At 60.7% G+C, this 16,613-nt stretch carries 17 protein-coding genes; 7 read left to right on the top strand and 10 right to left on the bottom strand.

Features of this window, described 5'->3' with window-relative positions; genetic code table 11:
- The first annotated feature begins 31 nt into the window (after positions 1-31).
- The 4 genes from pyrR to KXD86_RS10340 all read left to right on the top strand — a co-directional run bounded on the left by pyrR (position 32) and on the right by KXD86_RS10340 (position 4,131).
- A complete protein-coding gene (pyrR, locus tag KXD86_RS10355; RefSeq protein ID WP_218635944.1) occupies positions 32-541 on the top strand; it encodes a bifunctional pyr operon transcriptional regulator/uracil phosphoribosyltransferase PyrR in 510 nt (169 codons plus the stop codon).
- 42 nt (positions 542-583) lie between these two features.
- Positions 584-1,597: an aspartate carbamoyltransferase catalytic subunit gene (locus KXD86_RS10350; RefSeq protein WP_218635943.1), complete on the top strand. Its 1,014-nt coding sequence runs from the start codon at positions 584-586 to the stop codon at positions 1,595-1,597.
- Entirely contained in the window at positions 1,594-2,901 is a 1,308-nt protein-coding gene (locus KXD86_RS10345; protein WP_218635942.1) for a dihydroorotase, read from the top strand. The genes KXD86_RS10350 and KXD86_RS10345 overlap by 4 nt, the downstream gene beginning before the upstream one ends.
- A gap of 243 nt (positions 2,902-3,144) precedes the next feature.
- Positions 3,145-4,131 (top strand): putative solute-binding protein, encoded by a 987-nt coding sequence (locus KXD86_RS10340; protein WP_228739535.1) that lies wholly within the window; start codon positions 3,145-3,147, stop codon positions 4,129-4,131.
- Positions 4,132-4,180: 49 nt separating this feature from the next.
- On the opposite strand, the gene KXD86_RS10335 is transcribed toward KXD86_RS10340, so the two are convergent.
- A complete protein-coding gene (locus KXD86_RS10335) occupies positions 4,181-4,453 on the bottom strand; it encodes an HU family DNA-binding protein (RefSeq protein ID WP_218635940.1) in 273 nt (90 codons plus the stop codon).
- A 362-nt stretch (positions 4,454-4,815) separates the two neighbouring features.
- Between KXD86_RS10335 and KXD86_RS10330 the strand changes: the two genes are divergently transcribed.
- A complete protein-coding gene (locus tag KXD86_RS10330) occupies positions 4,816-5,763 on the top strand; it encodes a hypothetical protein (protein ID WP_376770974.1) in 948 nt (315 codons plus the stop codon).
- Positions 5,764-5,770: 7 nt separating this feature from the next.
- Positions 5,771-7,852 carry a TRAP transporter large permease subunit gene (locus tag KXD86_RS10325; protein WP_218635939.1) on the top strand — a complete coding sequence of 694 codons (2,082 nt, stop codon included), beginning with the start codon at positions 5,771-5,773 and terminating at the stop codon, positions 7,850-7,852.
- A 32-nt stretch (positions 7,853-7,884) separates the two neighbouring features.
- Here KXD86_RS10325 and KXD86_RS10320 read toward each other — a convergent pair whose 3' ends face one another.
- From KXD86_RS10320 to mutM, 8 genes are all read right to left on the bottom strand, one after another.
- Complete coding sequence (locus KXD86_RS10320; protein WP_218635938.1) at positions 7,885-8,688, bottom strand: methyltransferase domain-containing protein; 804 nt, start codon at positions 8,686-8,688, stop codon at positions 7,885-7,887.
- Positions 8,689-8,799: 111 nt separating this feature from the next.
- Positions 8,800-9,078 carry a hypothetical protein gene (locus KXD86_RS10315; RefSeq protein ID WP_218635937.1) on the bottom strand — a complete coding sequence of 93 codons (279 nt, stop codon included), beginning with the start codon at positions 9,076-9,078 and terminating at the stop codon, positions 8,800-8,802.
- Positions 9,079-9,255: 177 nt separating this feature from the next.
- The gene (locus KXD86_RS10310) at positions 9,256-10,788 is read right to left on the bottom strand and encodes a phosphoenolpyruvate carboxykinase (protein WP_218635936.1); all 1,533 of its coding nucleotides are present in this window, start codon (positions 10,786-10,788) and stop codon (positions 9,256-9,258) included.
- A 174-nt stretch (positions 10,789-10,962) separates the two neighbouring features.
- Positions 10,963-11,817, bottom strand: coding sequence for an Hsp33 family molecular chaperone HslO (hslO, locus tag KXD86_RS10305; protein WP_218635935.1), 855 nt, complete (start codon positions 11,815-11,817; stop codon positions 10,963-10,965).
- 79 nt (positions 11,818-11,896) lie between these two features.
- Entirely contained in the window at positions 11,897-12,304 is a 408-nt protein-coding gene (hslR, locus tag KXD86_RS10300; RefSeq protein WP_218635934.1) for a ribosome-associated heat shock protein Hsp15, read from the bottom strand.
- Positions 12,305-12,345: 41 nt separating this feature from the next.
- Positions 12,346-13,035, bottom strand: a complete 690-nt coding sequence (gene yrfG / locus KXD86_RS10295; protein WP_218635933.1) for a GMP/IMP nucleotidase — start codon at positions 13,033-13,035, stop codon at positions 12,346-12,348.
- A gap of 84 nt (positions 13,036-13,119) precedes the next feature.
- Complete coding sequence (locus KXD86_RS10290) at positions 13,120-13,452, bottom strand: hypothetical protein (RefSeq protein WP_218635932.1); 333 nt, start codon at positions 13,450-13,452, stop codon at positions 13,120-13,122.
- A 169-nt stretch (positions 13,453-13,621) separates the two neighbouring features.
- Positions 13,622-14,434 carry a bifunctional DNA-formamidopyrimidine glycosylase/DNA-(apurinic or apyrimidinic site) lyase gene (mutM, locus tag KXD86_RS10285; RefSeq protein WP_218635931.1) on the bottom strand — a complete coding sequence of 271 codons (813 nt, stop codon included), beginning with the start codon at positions 14,432-14,434 and terminating at the stop codon, positions 13,622-13,624.
- Between the two features lie 231 nt (positions 14,435-14,665).
- Between mutM and KXD86_RS10280 the strand changes: the two genes are divergently transcribed.
- Positions 14,666-15,844, top strand: coding sequence for a DesA family fatty acid desaturase (locus tag KXD86_RS10280; protein WP_218635930.1), 1,179 nt, complete (start codon positions 14,666-14,668; stop codon positions 15,842-15,844).
- A 69-nt stretch (positions 15,845-15,913) separates the two neighbouring features.
- Here KXD86_RS10280 and rsmD read toward each other — a convergent pair whose 3' ends face one another.
- Positions 15,914-16,552 carry a 16S rRNA (guanine(966)-N(2))-methyltransferase RsmD gene (rsmD, locus tag KXD86_RS10275; RefSeq protein WP_218635929.1) on the bottom strand — a complete coding sequence of 213 codons (639 nt, stop codon included), beginning with the start codon at positions 16,550-16,552 and terminating at the stop codon, positions 15,914-15,916.
- Positions 16,553-16,613: the final 61 nt, after the last annotated feature.

Genomic DNA, 16,613 nt, shown 5'->3' with positions numbered 1-16,613 from the left:
CGATACCGTCTCATTAGACAGCGAGGAAGTAATGACCGCACTGCTTGATATGGATCAGTTGCTGAACGAACTGGAAGCGGGCCTGCGCCAGGTGCTGGAAGACCGCGGGGTGGAAAAGCCTGTCCTGATCGGTATCCGTACCGGTGGGGTCTGGCTCGCGGATGTCCTCAGCAAGCGCCTGGGGCTGGATGAACCGTTCGGTGAACTGGACATTTCCTTCTACCGGGACGATTTCAGCCGCATCGGACTGAATCCGAAGGTGAAGCCGTCCAGTCTGCCCTTCGATACCGAAGGTCGGGATATCATCCTGATTGACGATGTCATCATGAGCGGCCGGACCATTCGGGCCGCGATGAATGAAATTTTCGATTATGGCCGTCCAGCCAGTATCATATTGGCCACTCTTATTGATCTCGGTGCCCGGGAACTGCCGATCCAGCCCGATGTGACTGGCCGGAGCCTGGCCCTGGAATCGCACCAGCGGGTCAAGCTGCGCGGCCCTGAGCCCCTGCACATCGAGTTTCAGGAAACCGGGCACTGATCCAGCTTTAAAAAACACCGCAGAACGGCAAACAGGCGACCCATGACCGCAAACGACCCTTCCCCGAACCACTTGCAGCTGACCCGGGATGGTCAGTTGCGGCATTTTCTGACGTTGGACGGCCTTGACCGCGAGCTGCTCACGGACATCCTGGACACGGCCGATTCATTCATCGAAGTGGGGGAGCGCACCATCAAGAAGGTGCCGCTGCTGCGGGGCCGAACGGTGGTCAACCTGTTCTTCGAATCCAGTACCCGGACCCGGAGCACCTTCGAACTGGCAGCCAAGCGTCTGTCGGCTGACGTGCTCAATCTGGACATCAGCACGTCTGCTACCTCCAAGGGCGAATCGCTCTCCGACACCCTGCTGAACCTCGAAGCCATGGCCAGCGACATGTTCGTGGTGCGCCATTCCCAGAGCGGCGCCCCGCATTTCATCGCCGAGAGCGTGACCCCGGGTGTGGCCATCATCAACGCCGGCGACGGCCGCCACGCGCATCCCACCCAGGCCATGCTGGACATGCTGACCATCCGTCAGCACAAGGGCAGATTTGAGGGGCTGAAGGTTGCCATCGTCGGAGATGTCCTGCACTCACGGGTGGCCCGGTCCCAGATTCGGGCGCTCAATGTGCTCGGTGTCGACGAGGTCCGGGTGATCGCCCCCGGCACCCTGCTGCCGAAGGATGTGGAAAGCCTTGGCTGCACCGTGGAGTACGACATGGCACGGGGCATGAAGGACCTGGATGTGGTCATCATGTTGCGCCTGCAGAAGGAACGGATGGAGGGTGCGTTGTTGCCCAGCGAGCGTGAATTCTACCGGCTCTACGGGTTGAACCAGGACAAGCTGGCCCTGGCCCAGCCGGACTGTATCGTAATGCACCCCGGGCCGATTAACCGCGGCGTGGAAATTGAGTCGGCGGTGGCAGACGGTCCCCAGTCGGTCATTCTCAATCAGGTAACCAATGGCATTGCCGTCCGGATGGCGGTGATGTCCATGGCCATGGGCGGGCAGGTTTCCGAACGACAACAGAAACAGATGAAGGGGGCTCAGGCATGAGCGTAGCGGAAACGACCGGCGGGCCGAGCCTGAAAATCGTCGGTGGACGCATTCTGGACGGCCAGGGTGGCGAAAGGGCCAACACGGCACTGCTGGTCCGGGATGGCAAAATCGCCGCCCTCGGGGATGCCGCCAGCCAGGCCAGCGCCGATGAAACCCTGAATGCCGATGGCTGCATCATCACGCCGGGTTTCATCGATTTGAACTGCAATCTGCGTGAGCCAGGCAATGGCCAGAAAGGCAACATCGCGTCGGAAACCCGCGCGGCGGCTCACGGCGGCTTCACCACGGTCTGTGCGTCGCCGGAAACGTCGCCCGTCAACGATTCCGGCGCCGTCACCCACCTGATCCGGGACGTCGCGGCCACCCGTTCCCCGATTCATGTCCTGCCGGTTGGCGCCGTCACCCGTGGTCTGGAAGGCGAGTTGCTCAGTGATATGGCGGGCCTGGCCGCCGCCGGTTGCGTCGCGGTTGGCAACGGCGCCCGGGGTGTGCGCAATGCCCGCATCCTGCGCCGGTGCATGGCCTATGCCCAGACCTTCGGCCTGACGGTCATGTTCAGTCCTGAAAACCAGGCCCTGGCCGCGGACGGCTATGCCCACGATGGCCTGGTCACATCTCGCCTGGGCCTGCTCGGGATTCCGGAAGTGGCGGAAACCACGGCGGTCATGGAAATGATCCTGTTGGCGGAGGAAACCGGCGCACGCCTGCATCTGAGCCAGCTTTCCTGTGCTCGCAGCGTGGAAATGCTCGCCGAGGCCCGTCGCCGGGGCATTGCGGTCACCGCTGACGTCGCCATGCATCAGTTGTTGTTCACGGAAGAGGCGCTGGCGGGCTTTGACAGCCGTTTTCACGTGCGTCCGCCGTTGCGTGGCGAACGCGATCGCAAGGCCCTGATTGCGGGCGTTCGCGAGGGCGTTATCGATGCCATCGTCAGTCAGCACCTGCCTCATGACTCCGCCGCCAAGCAGGCCCCGTTGGCGGCCACTGAACCGGGTCTTTCCACGATTGAAAGTGTGCTGTCATTGGGTCTTGAACTGGTCGAACTCAATGAACTGAGCCTGTCCGAACTGGTGCGTGCACTGACAGCCGGGCCGGCCTCGGTTCTCGGTCGGGAGGCTCGGGTGGCAGAGGGTGACGTCGCCGACCTGTGCCTGTTCGATCCCGAGCAACACTGGACGCCGAACCACACTACGCTGGTCTCCGTCGGGCGTCACGCTCCGGTCACCGGCCGTGAACTGCCTGGGGTTGTCCGCATGACTCTGGCCGGTGGCAAGGTGGCCTGGAAACAGCCGGCCGGCTGAAACCGAAGCCCGGTCAAAATGCGGCAGAGGTGGCGGAACCTCTGTCGACACCATCACAGAATCCCCCCGTATTGCTGAAAAGCCCTTGATGACAGGCACCTGTGCCAACGTATTCTTACGGGTGGCGGCCTAACGTCGGCCAAGGAAAGCGGGTCATTCGATACACACGGACGTATCGGGACCCGACAATAATAAATCAGGAGTCATCCCGTGAAATCAGCAACCTTCCCAAAACGGGTGGCCATGGCTGCCACCCTGTGTGCCAGTCTTCTGTTCCCCTCACTGAGCCAGGCGCAGAATGAGCCACTGGAACGCAGCTTCTGCGTTTTCGATCCGGTGGGCGCCAATGGCCCCCTGTTCGCCATCACGAAAACTTTCCAGCCCGTTGCCCTCAAACAGGGTATCAAGCTGAACCTTCGGGCTTATACCGATGAAAAGGTCGCGGCCGAGGATTTCAAGGCGGGCCAGTGCGATGCCGTTTTGTTGACCGGGACCCGCGCCCGAGAGTTCAACAAGTTCACCGGAAGCCTGGAGGCCATGGGCGCGGTACCCGGTGAAGAAGAGATGCGACTGCTCTACAACACCCTGAGCCAGTCCAAGGCACGTCCGTTCCTCATCGACGGCCCCTACGAAGTGGCGGGTGTCTTCCCGGGTGGGGCCATTTACCTGCATACCCGCGACCGCAGCATCGATTCGGTGGAAAAGCTGCAGGGCAAGCGCGTCGCCACCCTCGATTACGATGAAGCCTCGGTTCGCATGGTTCGGCACGTCGGAGCTTCTGTCGTCGGTTCCAACTCCGCGAACTTTGCCGGTAAATTCAACAACGGCAGTGTCGACCTGGCCTACGCGCCGGCCGTTGCCTATACCCCGTTGGAACTCTACAAGGGGGTCCAGCCCAACGGCGCCGTGGTCAAATATGCCCTGGGCTACATGAATTTCCAGGTGATCATCCACCGGGACCGTTTCCCCGACGAGGCCGGCCAGATGGTACGTGACGAATCCATCAAGCGGATTGATCAGGCCTACGACATCATTGCCCAGGCCGAGGCGGAGATTCCGAATGACGTGTGGATGACGCTGCCGCAGGAAGATACCGCCGAGTACGACAAGATGCTGCGCAAGGTGCGCCTGTCACTGCTTGAGGATGGTGTCTACGACGAGCGGGCGATCAAGTTGATGAAAGCAATCCGTTGCCGCGTGGACGGGACTCGCTCGGAGTGTGCTTCCTGATAATGCAGTGCGGATGAATGCGGGCCCGCGGACTGCGGGCCCGTTGGCCTTAGCCGATCTGTTCCTTGAGGGCCTTGCCGGCTTTAAAGCCAACCGTTTTGCTTGCGGGGATGCGGATGGTGGCGCCCGTTTGCGGGTTTCTGCCATCCCTCGCTTCCCGGGCGCGGATGTTGAATGTGCCAAAACCGATCAGGGTGACATCTTCGCCCCGGGAGGCGGCCGCTGAAATCTGATCGGTAAAGGCGGTAATCACCTCGGCGGCTTTCTCACGGGTGAGGCCGGTTCGATCAGCAATGGCAGCAGCGAGTTCAGGTTTGCGCATCAGGTACTCCTTTTTTTATTTCTGTTTTGGTCTGGGTGCTGGCCGCCGGCAGTAAGCCGTGCGGTCGTTTCCATCTATAGTGGGTCAGCGACCGATGTGCAAACCCCGGTACCCCATGAAAGTGGCATGATTGGCGCCATTTGCGGCGTCGGTCTCATAAAAACAGGATCTTGTGGGCCATAATGCGGCCGTGGTTACAGTCTGTAACAAAGGCCCGAGAACAAAAAACGCAAGGTGACGTAGCGATGACACAGCCCCCCATGTCCTCCCTGACACATTCCCACGCCTGGCCCCGGCTCAAGGCACTCACGACGGCCCTGGTGGCGAGTGCGGTACTCAGTGGCTGCGGTGTGGTCAACAATATGATCTACAAGACCACCGGCGACGTGATGCAGGGCTTTTCCCGGGATCATACCGTGCCCTACCTGATGGAGAGCAATGATCTGGCCATGGGCTGTGCCATGAGCGAGGCCACCGCGCCCCTGCTGATGTCCTTTGGTCGGGTTACCTCGGAGCCGGACCAGTTGGCGGTGATGCTTTACCTGTCCGCCGGGGGATGCGCGGAGGAAAAGGCGCGGGAATTCGAACTGGATGGCCTGGCGGCCATGCATGCCATGAATGCCAACGAAGCCGAGGATGCCCTGATCCGCCAGAAGCGGGCCTATGTGCTGGCCTCCGAGCGCTATTTCAAAAGTTGGAAGCACCACAATGCCTACTACGGCGAGCCCGGGAACGGCGAGTGCCCGGACTTCGATGATGACAAGGACGAATTCATCTACATGGCGGGTCTGCTCTCTGGCCTGCAGGCGCTGAATGCCCAGATTCAGTCCACGTCGTCCATCGGGGTGCCGGCCAATGTCGGTTCGATTGTGGCCCGGGCCACCAGTTGCCTCGAAAACGACAAGTGGTGGGGGGCGCCGATGGCCTTGCGGGCGACGGTCTGGGCGATGATTCCCGGAGCCCAGCCCGAGGGCGAGGATGCCTTTGAACGCCTGGCCATTGCCGATGAACAGGGCGAGGCCGCGGGCGTCCGCCTGCCCCACGTGTTCCATGCCATCGCCGCCATTAACAAGGGTGATCAGGACATGGTGAAGAGCGTCATCCGCGACCACGCTCAGTCCCTGGACGAAACGCCGGCCAATGCCGAATGGCGCTTTGTCGATGCCATGGCCACCGACATGATCGTCGCCATTTCCGATCGTCTGTGGGTGGAGAACACGGGTCACCGCACGCCGCTGGGCCAGCTCGGCACCTTCTGGGACGACCAGCAGGAAGAGGTGGAAACCATGAACCTGGACGATCTGCTGTAAGAATCCCATGTCCCAGAATGTAGCTGTTTCCAGAGTTGGTTTGCGCCGTAGCGGGCTGGAGTGGTTCTCCTCGTTGCCCGCGTGCCTGTTGCTGCTGGCGGTGGTGATCTTTTCCACCAGTAGCGACATCCACAACCAGATGCTGCGCGGTGGCGAGCAGCTCTGGAGTGGTTACTACAAGTTGCGCATGGACCCGGTGGCGCCCACCTGTAATCCGAACCGGGATATCGATGCCGCGGTCGCTGCCGAACTCGCCGAAACGCCGGCCGCCGATGACCCCATGGCGGCTTTGCTGGGGGCCGAGGAGAAGGATCCCGCGGAAGTCCGGCTCGCCATCGAGCGCTCGGTGGCCGACTGCCGGGAAGCGTATCTGAGTTTTGAGAGCCTCCAGGGGCAACTGACGCCGGGGGTGAAGGCCTACCGCGCCGTGGAACTGTTCGTGGCCGATCTAATTGCCTTCGGGTTGTCCTCGCAGCGCTATATTCTCGTGATACTCGTGATGCTGTGTGCCGTGACCGCCACGTTGACTCGCCATCACATTGCCATGCGCGCCATGGAAACCCGCCTGGACTACACCGTTTCCCATACCCTGCAGACCATTGCCAACGCCATGCTGCTGGGCTCCAGTGTTATTTTTCGCCAGTCGACCCTGGGCGCTGAAACCTCGGTGTCGTCCGAGGAGCTGTTGCTCCACAACTTCTGGATCGTGGGCTTTGCCTGTCTGACCCTGGCCAGCCTGTACCGACTGATCCGGGTGCCGGAAGACCTGCAGGACGGCGGCAGCCTCAACAAGGCCTTCCTGGCCGTGCCGCTGTACACCGTGATGTGCCTGATTTCCGGGACTTACTTTGCCCTGATCGGCCATGCTTCGGGCATTGGCATCTATCTGGGCAAGATGATGGAACTGGCGGACATGTTCCTGAACGTCGGGCTTTACGTCTGGGTGGGCATGATGCTCAAGCAGACGCGGCTGGCGACCCTGGTGTTCAATGTGTTCCGGCCCTGGCGTATGCCGCCGGAGATGCTGGCGGTCGTGGCGGTGTTGGTGGCGGCGATTCCGACCGCCTATACCGGGGCGTCCGGGATCTTCGTGATTGCCGCCGGTGCCGTGATCTACAGTGAGCTTCGGGCAGCCGGTGCCCGGCGCCAATTGGCGCTGGCGGCGACTGCCATGTCGGGGTCCCTCGGGGTGGTTCTGCGTCCGTGTCTCCTGGTGGTGGTCATCGCCTACCTGAACCGGGAAGTCACCACCGACGAGCTGTTTGGCTGGGGTATCTGGGTGTTTGTCCTGACGGCCACCATGTTCATGTTGGTGGCGCTGACGGTTAATCGGCAAAGTCAGTTTGACCTGGCGCCGTCATCGGTGGCGTTCCCGGCCATGCTCCAGGCACTCAAGCCGCTGGTTCCCTACGTGCTGGTGATTGCCGCCGTCGTCCTGCTGTATCGCTACGCGCTGGACGTGACCATGGATGAATTCTCCGCACCGCGCTTGTTGCCGGTCATGATGCTGGCGGTATTGGTTTATGAGCACATCAGCCTGAAGAACACCCGGGGCAGGGCGTCCGGCGAGATCCATCATCAGGGGCTGGAACGGAGCCTCCGGGGGGCCACCAACGACACCACCGCGGAGATTGGCGCGTTGCTTCTGCTGCTGGGCCTGTCCGTCAGCATTGGCGGAGTGATTGAGCGGTCCCACATCATGCAGAGTTTTCCGCAGGCATTCGACAGTGCCTGGTCCGCCATGCTCCTGATGGTGGTGATTCTGGTCGTGCTGGGCATGATCATGGATGCCTTCGGTGCTGTCATCCTGGTAACGGCAACCGTTGCCACCATTGCCTACAGCAGCGGTATCCACCCCATCCACTTCTGGATGGTGACCCTCGTTGCCTTTGAACTCGGGTATCTGAGCCCGCCAGTGGCCCTGAACCACCTGCTCACCCGTCAGGTCGTGGGTGAGGCAGAAGTCATGGCGGCCCAGCAGGAGACCGGAACTTTCTACCAGCGTCATGAACGCATCATCATGCCGCTGATTGCCATGGGAATCTCTTTGTTGGTGGTGGCCTTTGTGCCCCTGATGTTCTACGCCTGACATATCCGGCGTGATCGCGATGTTGATGCCCGTCAGAATTTGACGGCGCTGAGGACGTGGACCGGCACCTGGAACTCAACGGTGCCGCGATCCGTGCAAAACGGCAGAAGCGCGGCTTCAGCCTGCTCAATCACGGCCTCGATGGTGGACTCGTCCAGGTGGATATCGGCGAACGGAAACCAGCCCTCAATGTCGGCGAGCGCCATGTCTCGCACTTCGGGAAATCGGGCGGTGGTTTCCAGGGTTCTGATGTCCGGTGCACTGATGCCGGCGTCGGCGAACAACGCCGTGAGTTTTCGGGTGTCGCCCAACGAGAAGGGACGCTGCAGCGCCCGACCGATGGCGGGATCGACAATCCGGCTATAGACCGCCGACATCACCTGGTACGCCGGTACCCGAGTGATCGAGTCGAACACGGCGACCGTCAAGCGTCCCCTGGGTCTGAGAACCCGATACATCTCGCGCAGTGCCTGTGTCGGTGACGGAAAGAGCATCAGGCCGAACTGGCTGACCACCACGTCAAAGGTACGATCGCTGAAGGGAAGTGCCTCCGCATCGCCCTGCTGCCAGTGGATGCCCGGTGCTTTGCATTGCGCCACGGCAAGCATGCCCGGGTTGAGATCCACGCCGGTTACCGAGCCCAGGCCTTCGAAGCGCCGTGAAATTGCCCGGGCGAGAATGCCTGTGCCGCAGGCCACGTCGAGAACATCCTGGCCGGTATGAACCGCCGCTCCGTCGGCCAGCTGTTTCGCAACATCCTGAAACAGCGCCGGTACCAGTCGCGCCTCATAGGCGCGTGCGGTCGCTTCGGGTTCGATTACGCTCGGAGTTTCCATGCCCGTCTCTCCTTCCGAGACACGACATCAAAACGTGCGTTCAGAATGCTTGCCTCACTCCCCCCTTCGACGCTTGGACAGAGCGAAGGGGATACGGTTCCGGTCAGCGGTTCAGCGATTGCCCCACATTCGCGACACCGCCGCATCGGTCCCCAGGGTCCCAACGATCACGGAGAGGCCACCGATACCCAGGAAGACGACAACCGGAATGAGCGCGCCATACTGGCCTGTGTAGATCAGCGCACCGGCTGAAATGGTTGAGAGCGTCAGGAACAGCAGGCCCACCACGTTCAGGATGGTGCGGTGAGAGGCCTTGTAATTGGGGCCAACGTCTCCGGATTCCAGGGGTTTGAGAATGGGCGAGCAAAGCTGTCGAAGGGTGTCTTTCATACCAGGACCGTGTTGTGAAGATAAAAGGCGGTGCGTCAGCCCATACTGTGCCACAAACCCGCGGACAAGGGGTATGCCCCGCGCTTGAAGGATGGCCCCAGTACCATTGGCGCTCAATGGGGCATAAAAAAAGCGCCGGGCTCTCGCCGGGCGCTTTTTTCTGGGTCAGGCCTTGCCTCAGAGCTTCGGGCCGGCCTCGACGATGGCGTCGGAAACGTCGAACTTCTTGAAGTTGTCGACGAACTGGGCGATCAGCTCCTCGGCCTTGCCGTCGTAGTAGTCCGGGCTTACCCAGGTGTTGCGCGGGTTCAGCAGCTCGGAATCCACGCCCGGCACACGCTTGGGCACGTCCAGGTTCAGGGTCGGCAAATGTTCGGTTTCGGCGTCGTCCAGGTCGCCATTCTGAATTGCGGCAATGATCGCCCGCGTGGTCGGAATGCTGAAGCGGCTGCCTTCGCCGTATGGGCCGCCGGTCCAGCCAGTGTTGACCAGGAAGACCTTGCTGCCGAACTCGTCCATACGCTTCATCAGCAGTTCGGCGTAAACGCCGGCCGGACGCGGGAAGAACGGCGCGCCGAAGCAGGTGGAGAAGGTGGATTTGAGCTTGGAGGACGACCCCATTTCCGTGGAGCCCACCAGAGCGGTGTAGCCGCTCAGGAAGTGATAGGCCGCCGCTTCCTTGGACAGGATGGACACAGGGGGCAGTACGCCGGTCATGTCGCAGGTCAGGAAGACGATGTGTGACGGCTCGCCGGCCCGGTTCTCGATCACGCGTTTCTCAACGTGTTCGAGGGGGTAGGCGCAGCGGGAGTTCTCGGTGAGGGACACGTCAGTGTAGTCCGGCTCGCGAGTCTCCGGATCGATGGCGACGTTCTCAACGATGGCGCCGAAACGGATGGCGTCCCAGATGATCGGTTCGTTCTTCTGGGAGAGATCGATGCACTTTGCGTAGCAGCCGCCTTCAATGTTGAAGACTGTGCCCGGGCCCCAGCCGTGCTCGTCGTCGCCAATCAGGAAACGATGCGGGTCGGCGGAGAGGGTCGTCTTGCCCGTGCCGGACAGGCCAAAGAACAAGCAGGTCTGGCCGTCTTCGCCGACGTTTGCCGAGCAGTGCATGGGCAGTACGTCTTTTTCCGGCAGCAGGAAGTTCTGGACGGAGAACATCGCTTTCTTCATCTCACCGGCGTAATGCATGCCGGCCAGCAGGACCTTGCGCTTGGCGAAGTTGATCATCACGCAGCCGTTGCTGTTGGTGCCATCACGCTCCGGATCGCACTCAAAATTGGCGGCGTTCAGGATCTGCCATTCCTGCTTGTCGGCCGGGTTGTAGCTGTCCGGACGGATAAACAGGTTGCGGCCAAACAGGTTCTGCCAGGCCGTTTCAGTGGTCATCTTGACCGGCAGGTAGTGCTCGGGATCTGAGCCGACGTGAACGTGGGATACGAACTGGTCTTTCTCGGCAATGTAGGCCTCAACGCGATCCCAGAGGGCGTCGAACTTGTCGGCGTCGAATGGGCGGTTGATGGGTCCCCAGTGGATATCGTCGGACGTACTCGGTTCTTCGACGATGTATCGATCCATGGGAGACCGGCCAGTCCGCTCGCCGGTTTTCACAACAAGTGAACCGTTGGCAGCCAGTTGGCCTTCGTTACGTGCCAGTGCCAGCTCGACCAGTCGTGCTGTACTCAGATCATTATAAGTGTTGCTCACTTCGACCTCGCCCTTGGGAATGTCTTCGTGATTGCTCGGGCCGCCCCCCCATAAACTGGCGGAAATCTGAGCAATCGGGTCAATTCAGGCGCGCTATTATGCCAGAGGCGCCGGTAAAAAACGACAACCCTTAACACCCCGTCATGACTGGCTTTCGGGCCATCCTAAAAGCCTTTAGTGTAGCGTATGGCCGGTGAAAAGATGATCAATGTCATTTCTATCGAAGCGATAGTGTGCGTGACAAAACTGGCAGTCCATGTCGATCTGCCCCTGTTCGTCGAGGATGCTGTAGCATTCGTCCTTGCCAATCGCCTCGAGGGCGCCGAGGGTTCGCTCCCTCGAACAGCTGCAGCGAAACGCCACGGCTTCCGGGTCAAACAGTCGCACGGTCTCTTCGTGGAACAGGCGGTGCAGTATGGTTTCACTGTCGAGTTCCAGCAGTTCCGACTGCTCGACTGTGCGGGCCAGGTGGTTTACTCGGTCCCACAGGTCATTGTCGCCGTCAGTGGCGCCCGGCAGGCGCTGGAGCAAGAGTCCCGCCGCCCGGTTTTCGTCGGCAAACAGGATCAGGCTGGTGGAGATCTGTTCAGAGCGTTCGAAGTATTCCTCAAGGCAGCCGGCCAGGCTGTTCTCTTCCCTCGGGACGACGCCCTGATAGCGGTTACCCCTGTTGGGAGTGATGGTGATGGCCATCCGTCCCTCGCCCAGCAGGTTGTGAAAATCTTCCTCGCTCATGGCGTGTTCGTCGAACCGTGCCAGCCCGCGAATGTAGCGGTCATGGCTGCACTCGGCCATCAGGGTTCGAAGGGGACCTTCGCCCTGTGCCTGCAGTGACAGGGTGCCCTCAAACTTCAGGGTGCTGCTCATCAGGACGCTCGCAACCAGCGCTTCGCCAAGCAGGTCCCGGATGGATTCAGGGTAGGGCGCCTGGCTGCCGATTTCCTGGTAGCTCTCATCCAGTTGTACCCAGGCGCCCCGGACTTGGCTGTCCTCGAAGATAAAGCGCTGGAATTGGTCGCGGGATGCCATGGTGTTTCTCCTGAAAAACTGACTGCTGAATTGGGTTCAATCGTGCCCCGGTGTTGGTCCCGGGGCCTGCTGAAAGGGCTCAGATGTTGTTCTGCTCACGGAAGCGCTGGATGTCGCGACGATCTTTCTTGGACGGTCTGCGTGCCGGCGGTAACTGGGCGGCCTGCATGGTTTTTCGTTGCCAGGCCAGGTCCTCGCGTTTTTTCACGCTGTCGTCGGTCTCGTGGTAGAGCTTCTGGGCTTCGGGCGCGCCCCGGCGACGGTCGCTGATGTCATCAATGATCACCACCTTTTCCTGCCAGCCCAATCGCAGGGTGACTTTGGCGCCGGTCTCCACCACCTTGCCGGGCTTGCAGCGCTGGCTGTTGTAGTGGACCTTGCCGCCTTCGATGGCTTCCTTGGCCAGGGAGCGGGTCTTGTAGAACCGTGCCGCCCAGAGCCATTTGTCGAGTCTTACACGTTGTTCGTCAGCGGTGGATGCCGTCATGTCTCCTCACCTGATGAGCGTATGCCCTGATTATAACCCGCTCATTGACCGGATGGCAGGGATCGGCGCTGACGCAGTGCGGGAAGCACTTCATCGAAATGATGAATGCCGGGGATCTCCGGGTGGTGGGCATGCGCCGCCTGTTGGCTGTCGGGCGACAGAACCGCGAGGCATTGGGCAATGCCGGCCCGGCGGGCGCTTTCCAGAACCGGGAAGCTGTCGTCCACCATGAGAGTGGTCCGGGCCTGGTAGGGCACCCGGTGTTGCAGGTCCTGCCAGAATTCCGGGTGTTCCTTGGCCTTGCCCAGCTGGTGGCTGGATACGATAGCGTCCACGCGGTGCTCCAGCCCGGTGTGCTCGAGCTTCAGGCGCAGTGGATCCGGATGGCAGTTGGTAACAATCACCGAGCGCAGTCCCGAATCTTTCAGTGCCTGGAGGAAGTCAATGACGTGGGGCCGGTAACCGATGCGATCGCCAACCTCCGCCTTGAGCCCGGTTATGTCCAGGGCAAGCCGATCGCTCCAATAGTCGGTGCAGTACCAGTTCAGGGAGCCACGTTCGGCCATGATCATCGGGATCAGGTGATCCTTTGCGGCCTGGGGGGCAAGGTCATTCTGTTCGGCGTAACGCCTGGGCAGGTGTTCCAACCAGAAGTAGTTATCGAAGTGCAGATCGAGCAGTGTCCCGTCCATGTCGAGGAACACCGTGTCGAGGGAAGACCAGTCCACCATAAACCAAAACAGCCTGAGAAATTTTCTTCAGGCTGCCGGAGAAGCCCGGCCTTGGCAAGCCGGGATAGTACGGATCCGGGCGGATCAGTTGCTGGTCTGTTCCACCGATTCCGGTTTGCGGCCAGTGCGGGAGCAGCCCAGGCAGCGCACGAACGTCGCTTTGGCCGGGCCCATTACCAGCACTTCGCCTGCTTCGCCGGCGTTGCCGCCCAGCAGGGAAAATGGCAGGGATACCAGGTACACGGCACTGCCGATGATGGTGGTGGCAAACAGAACCGGGCGGGCGAAAATGGCATCACCGGTCATGGCCAGGGCCGAGGGGGTTTCGTCCACCGCGCGAGCGTGCCCAACGGAAGAGAATGCCATCAGGCAGGCGGCCAGCGTGGCCATCAATGTGCGGGAAATCTTGCGGGTCATTGTACTGTCTCCTGAACTTATCGGCCCCTAGGGTTCCGGCCGCGCCGGTTTGAGCGCTCAATACGCCTGCCCAGTGTAAACGAAGGGCATGAATTCTCTGTTAACTATGAATCATATTTGCGTATTTTCAAACGATTTTTCGTTGCAAAATGTGCATTTGTGTCGGGTTCTAGCGCTGGCATCGGGGGCAGTAGACGGTGGAGCGGTTGTTCATGCGAATCTCTTTCAGCGGTGTCTGGCACTCCCGGCATGGCTCGCGGGTACGGCCGTAAACCAGCAGGGACTGGGCAAAGTAGCCCGGTTTACCGTCGCTGTTCACAAAGTCCCGCAAGGTGGTGCCACCCATCAGAATGGCGGCACTGAGAGTCTCGCGGATCGCCTCGGCCAGTCGGTGATAGCGGTCCAGGCTGATGCGCCCGGCTTTCCGTTTGGGGTGAATGCCGGCCTTGAACAGGGCTTCGTTGGCGTAGATGTTGCCCACCCCGACAACCACGTGGTTGTCCATGATGAAGGACTTTACGGGGGACTGTTTGCCGCGCGAGAGACGGTACAGCATCGGGCCGTTGAACTCCGGCGACAGCGGTTCGGGCCCCAGGCTGGCAATCAGTGGATGATGATTGGCGGCATCGGTCCAGAGCCAGCATCCAAATCGCCTCGGGTCGTTGAAGCGCAGCGTGACTCCGGAGGCCAGGCCCAGTTCGACGTGGTCGTGGGGCAGCGGGGGCGTGTCGTCGGTAATCACGCGCAGACTACCGGACATTCCCAGGTGCACTATCACAGTGCCACCATCGAGGTTCAGGAACAGGTATTTGGCCCGTCGGTCGACGTTCCGGATGATCTGGCCTTCCAGTCGTTGGGGCAAATCATCCGGTACCGGCCAGCGCAAGCTGGGATTGCGCACGGTAACCCGGGTGATGGTCTGGCCCTCACAATGGGGGGCGATGCCGCGTCGGGTGGTTTCAACTTCGGGTAATTCAGGCACTCGGCGATACTCCCGGGCGAAAAACGATCGTTGGTCCGCACGCTGACCGTGGGGCAGGAAACGGATTAAGTGTAATCAGTAACAAATTTGCAGCCAAATGCTGTTGTGACAGCGAACAGGCGTAAGCTAAAGTGACAGTGTTGGTTTGTTTTTTCCGTCGAGAGTCGAATAATCCCTTTCGTCGTGCCTTGCGAGGTGGTGCAAACCGCTGAATTGAATTGAGGAATTTATATGTGGTTTAACGGTCTTCTTGACCTGTCGGTGATGCAGCTGATTCTCGTTGCCCTGGGTATGACCCATATCACCATCGTTAGTGTTACGCTGTATTTGCATCGCCATTCGGCCCACAATTCACTGGACCTGCATCCGGTGCTCAAGCACTTCTTCCGGTTCTGGCTCTGGATGACCACTGCCCAGAACACCAAGGAGTGGACGGCCATCCACCGCAAACACCACGCCAAGTGCGAAACCGAGGAAGATCCCCACAGCCCCGTAGTGCTTGGGATCAGGAAGGTTCTGTTTGAAGGTGCCGAGCTCTACGCCACCGCCGCTACTCCGGAAACCCTGGAACGTTACGGCCAGCGCACCCCGGAAGACTGGATCGAACGCAACGTCTACAGTCGCTACAAGATGTTGGGGATCGTGTTGATGGCCGGGCTTGATCTGGCGCTGTTCGGTGTTAACGGCATCTGGATCTGGGCGCTTCAGATGATGTGGATTCCAGTGTGGGCAGCCGGTGTGGTTAATGGTATCGGCCACTGGTTCGGTTACCGTAATTTCGAGTGCGCCGACAATGCCCGTAATATTTCACCGCTGGGCATCCTGATTGGCGGCGAGGAGCTGCACAACAATCACCACACCTACCCCAACTCCTCCAAGCTGTCCAGGCGTTGGTACGAATTCGATATCGGCTGGGGCTATATCCGCCTGTTCCAGCTGTTTGGTCTGGCCAAGCCCAAGGGTTATCGTCCGATTGCCCACTACGTGCCGGGCAAGCAGGAGGTGGATGTGGAAACGGTGCAGGCCATCGCCAATAATCGATTCGACATCATGCGTCAGTACCGCAAGCGGGTGATGGAGCCGGCCCTGCGTCAGCAGAAGGCACTGATGGACGACGAGATCCGGCCCCGTTATCGCAAGCTGAAACAGCTGCTGTCCCGGGAGGTTTCCCTGATCCATCCGAAGGAGAAGGAAACCCTGGAGTCGGTGCTGGAGCGCAATGCGATGCTGCGCCAGCTTTACGAAAAGAGCCATGAGCTGCAGGCTCTGTGGCGCCAGCGGGGGCTCAAGCCTCAGGAAAAACTGCATGCGCTGATGGAGTGGTGCAGGGAAGCGGAAGCCAGTGGCATCCGTTATCTGGAGGAATTTGCGGAGCACCTTCGCGCCTACTCCCTCAGGCCAGCCGCCTGATCCAATGACCCCGCTTCGGCGGGGTTTTTTGTGGCTGGTGGAAACGTCTCTGGCCTCGAAGAGGCGGGGTTACTCGTCGTCTGGCCGAATCTGGAACAGGCAGTAGGTCACCTGGCCGGCGGTTTTCTGGCGATGAAGATGCCAATGGGTCGGGACGGCCGGTGTGGTCATGTCACTTTCGTGCTCGATGTACACCCAGCCTTTCGGCTTGAGCCAGCCCTGTTCATCCAGCAGGGGTACGATGCGTTCCAGCCATCCCTGTCGGAAAGGCGGGTCCATGAAGACAATGTCGAAGGGTCCGCGGTCGCGGTGAGCCAGGAAGGTATCCACGCTCGCGCAGACCACGTCCCCCCGGTCCGATTTCAGCAACCGGAGATTGTCACGCAGGGCCCGGGCCAATGCCGGGGTGTGGTCGACCAGGGTGGCACGGCCGGCGCCCCGGGACAGGGCTTCCAGACCCAGGGCACCGGAACCGGCAAACAGGTCCAGGCAGTCGCTCCCGGCGAGTTGGAACGACAGCCAGTTAAACAGGGTTTCACGGGTCCGGGCGGGGGTTGGTCGCACCCCGCCGGCATCGGGGAATCGGAGTTTCCGGCTGCGCCAGTCGCCACCGATGATGCGCAGTTCGCCCATACCATCCCGGTTGCGGGCGGATTCGCGGGGTGGCCTGTTCGACGGGCTCCGGCCGGCGGGTTTTCTGCTCGCCATGGTGTCAGCTCCAGAAGCAGTTCTGATTTGGTGTCGTCGGGGCAGCATGGTAGCCGAAACC

The organism is Marinobacter arenosus, assembly GCF_019264345.1.
Lineage (GTDB): Bacteria > Pseudomonadota > Gammaproteobacteria > Pseudomonadales > Oleiphilaceae > Marinobacter > Marinobacter arenosus.
Note: the sequence above shows the minus strand (reverse complement) of the source record. Positions and strands in the feature narration are given on the sequence as shown.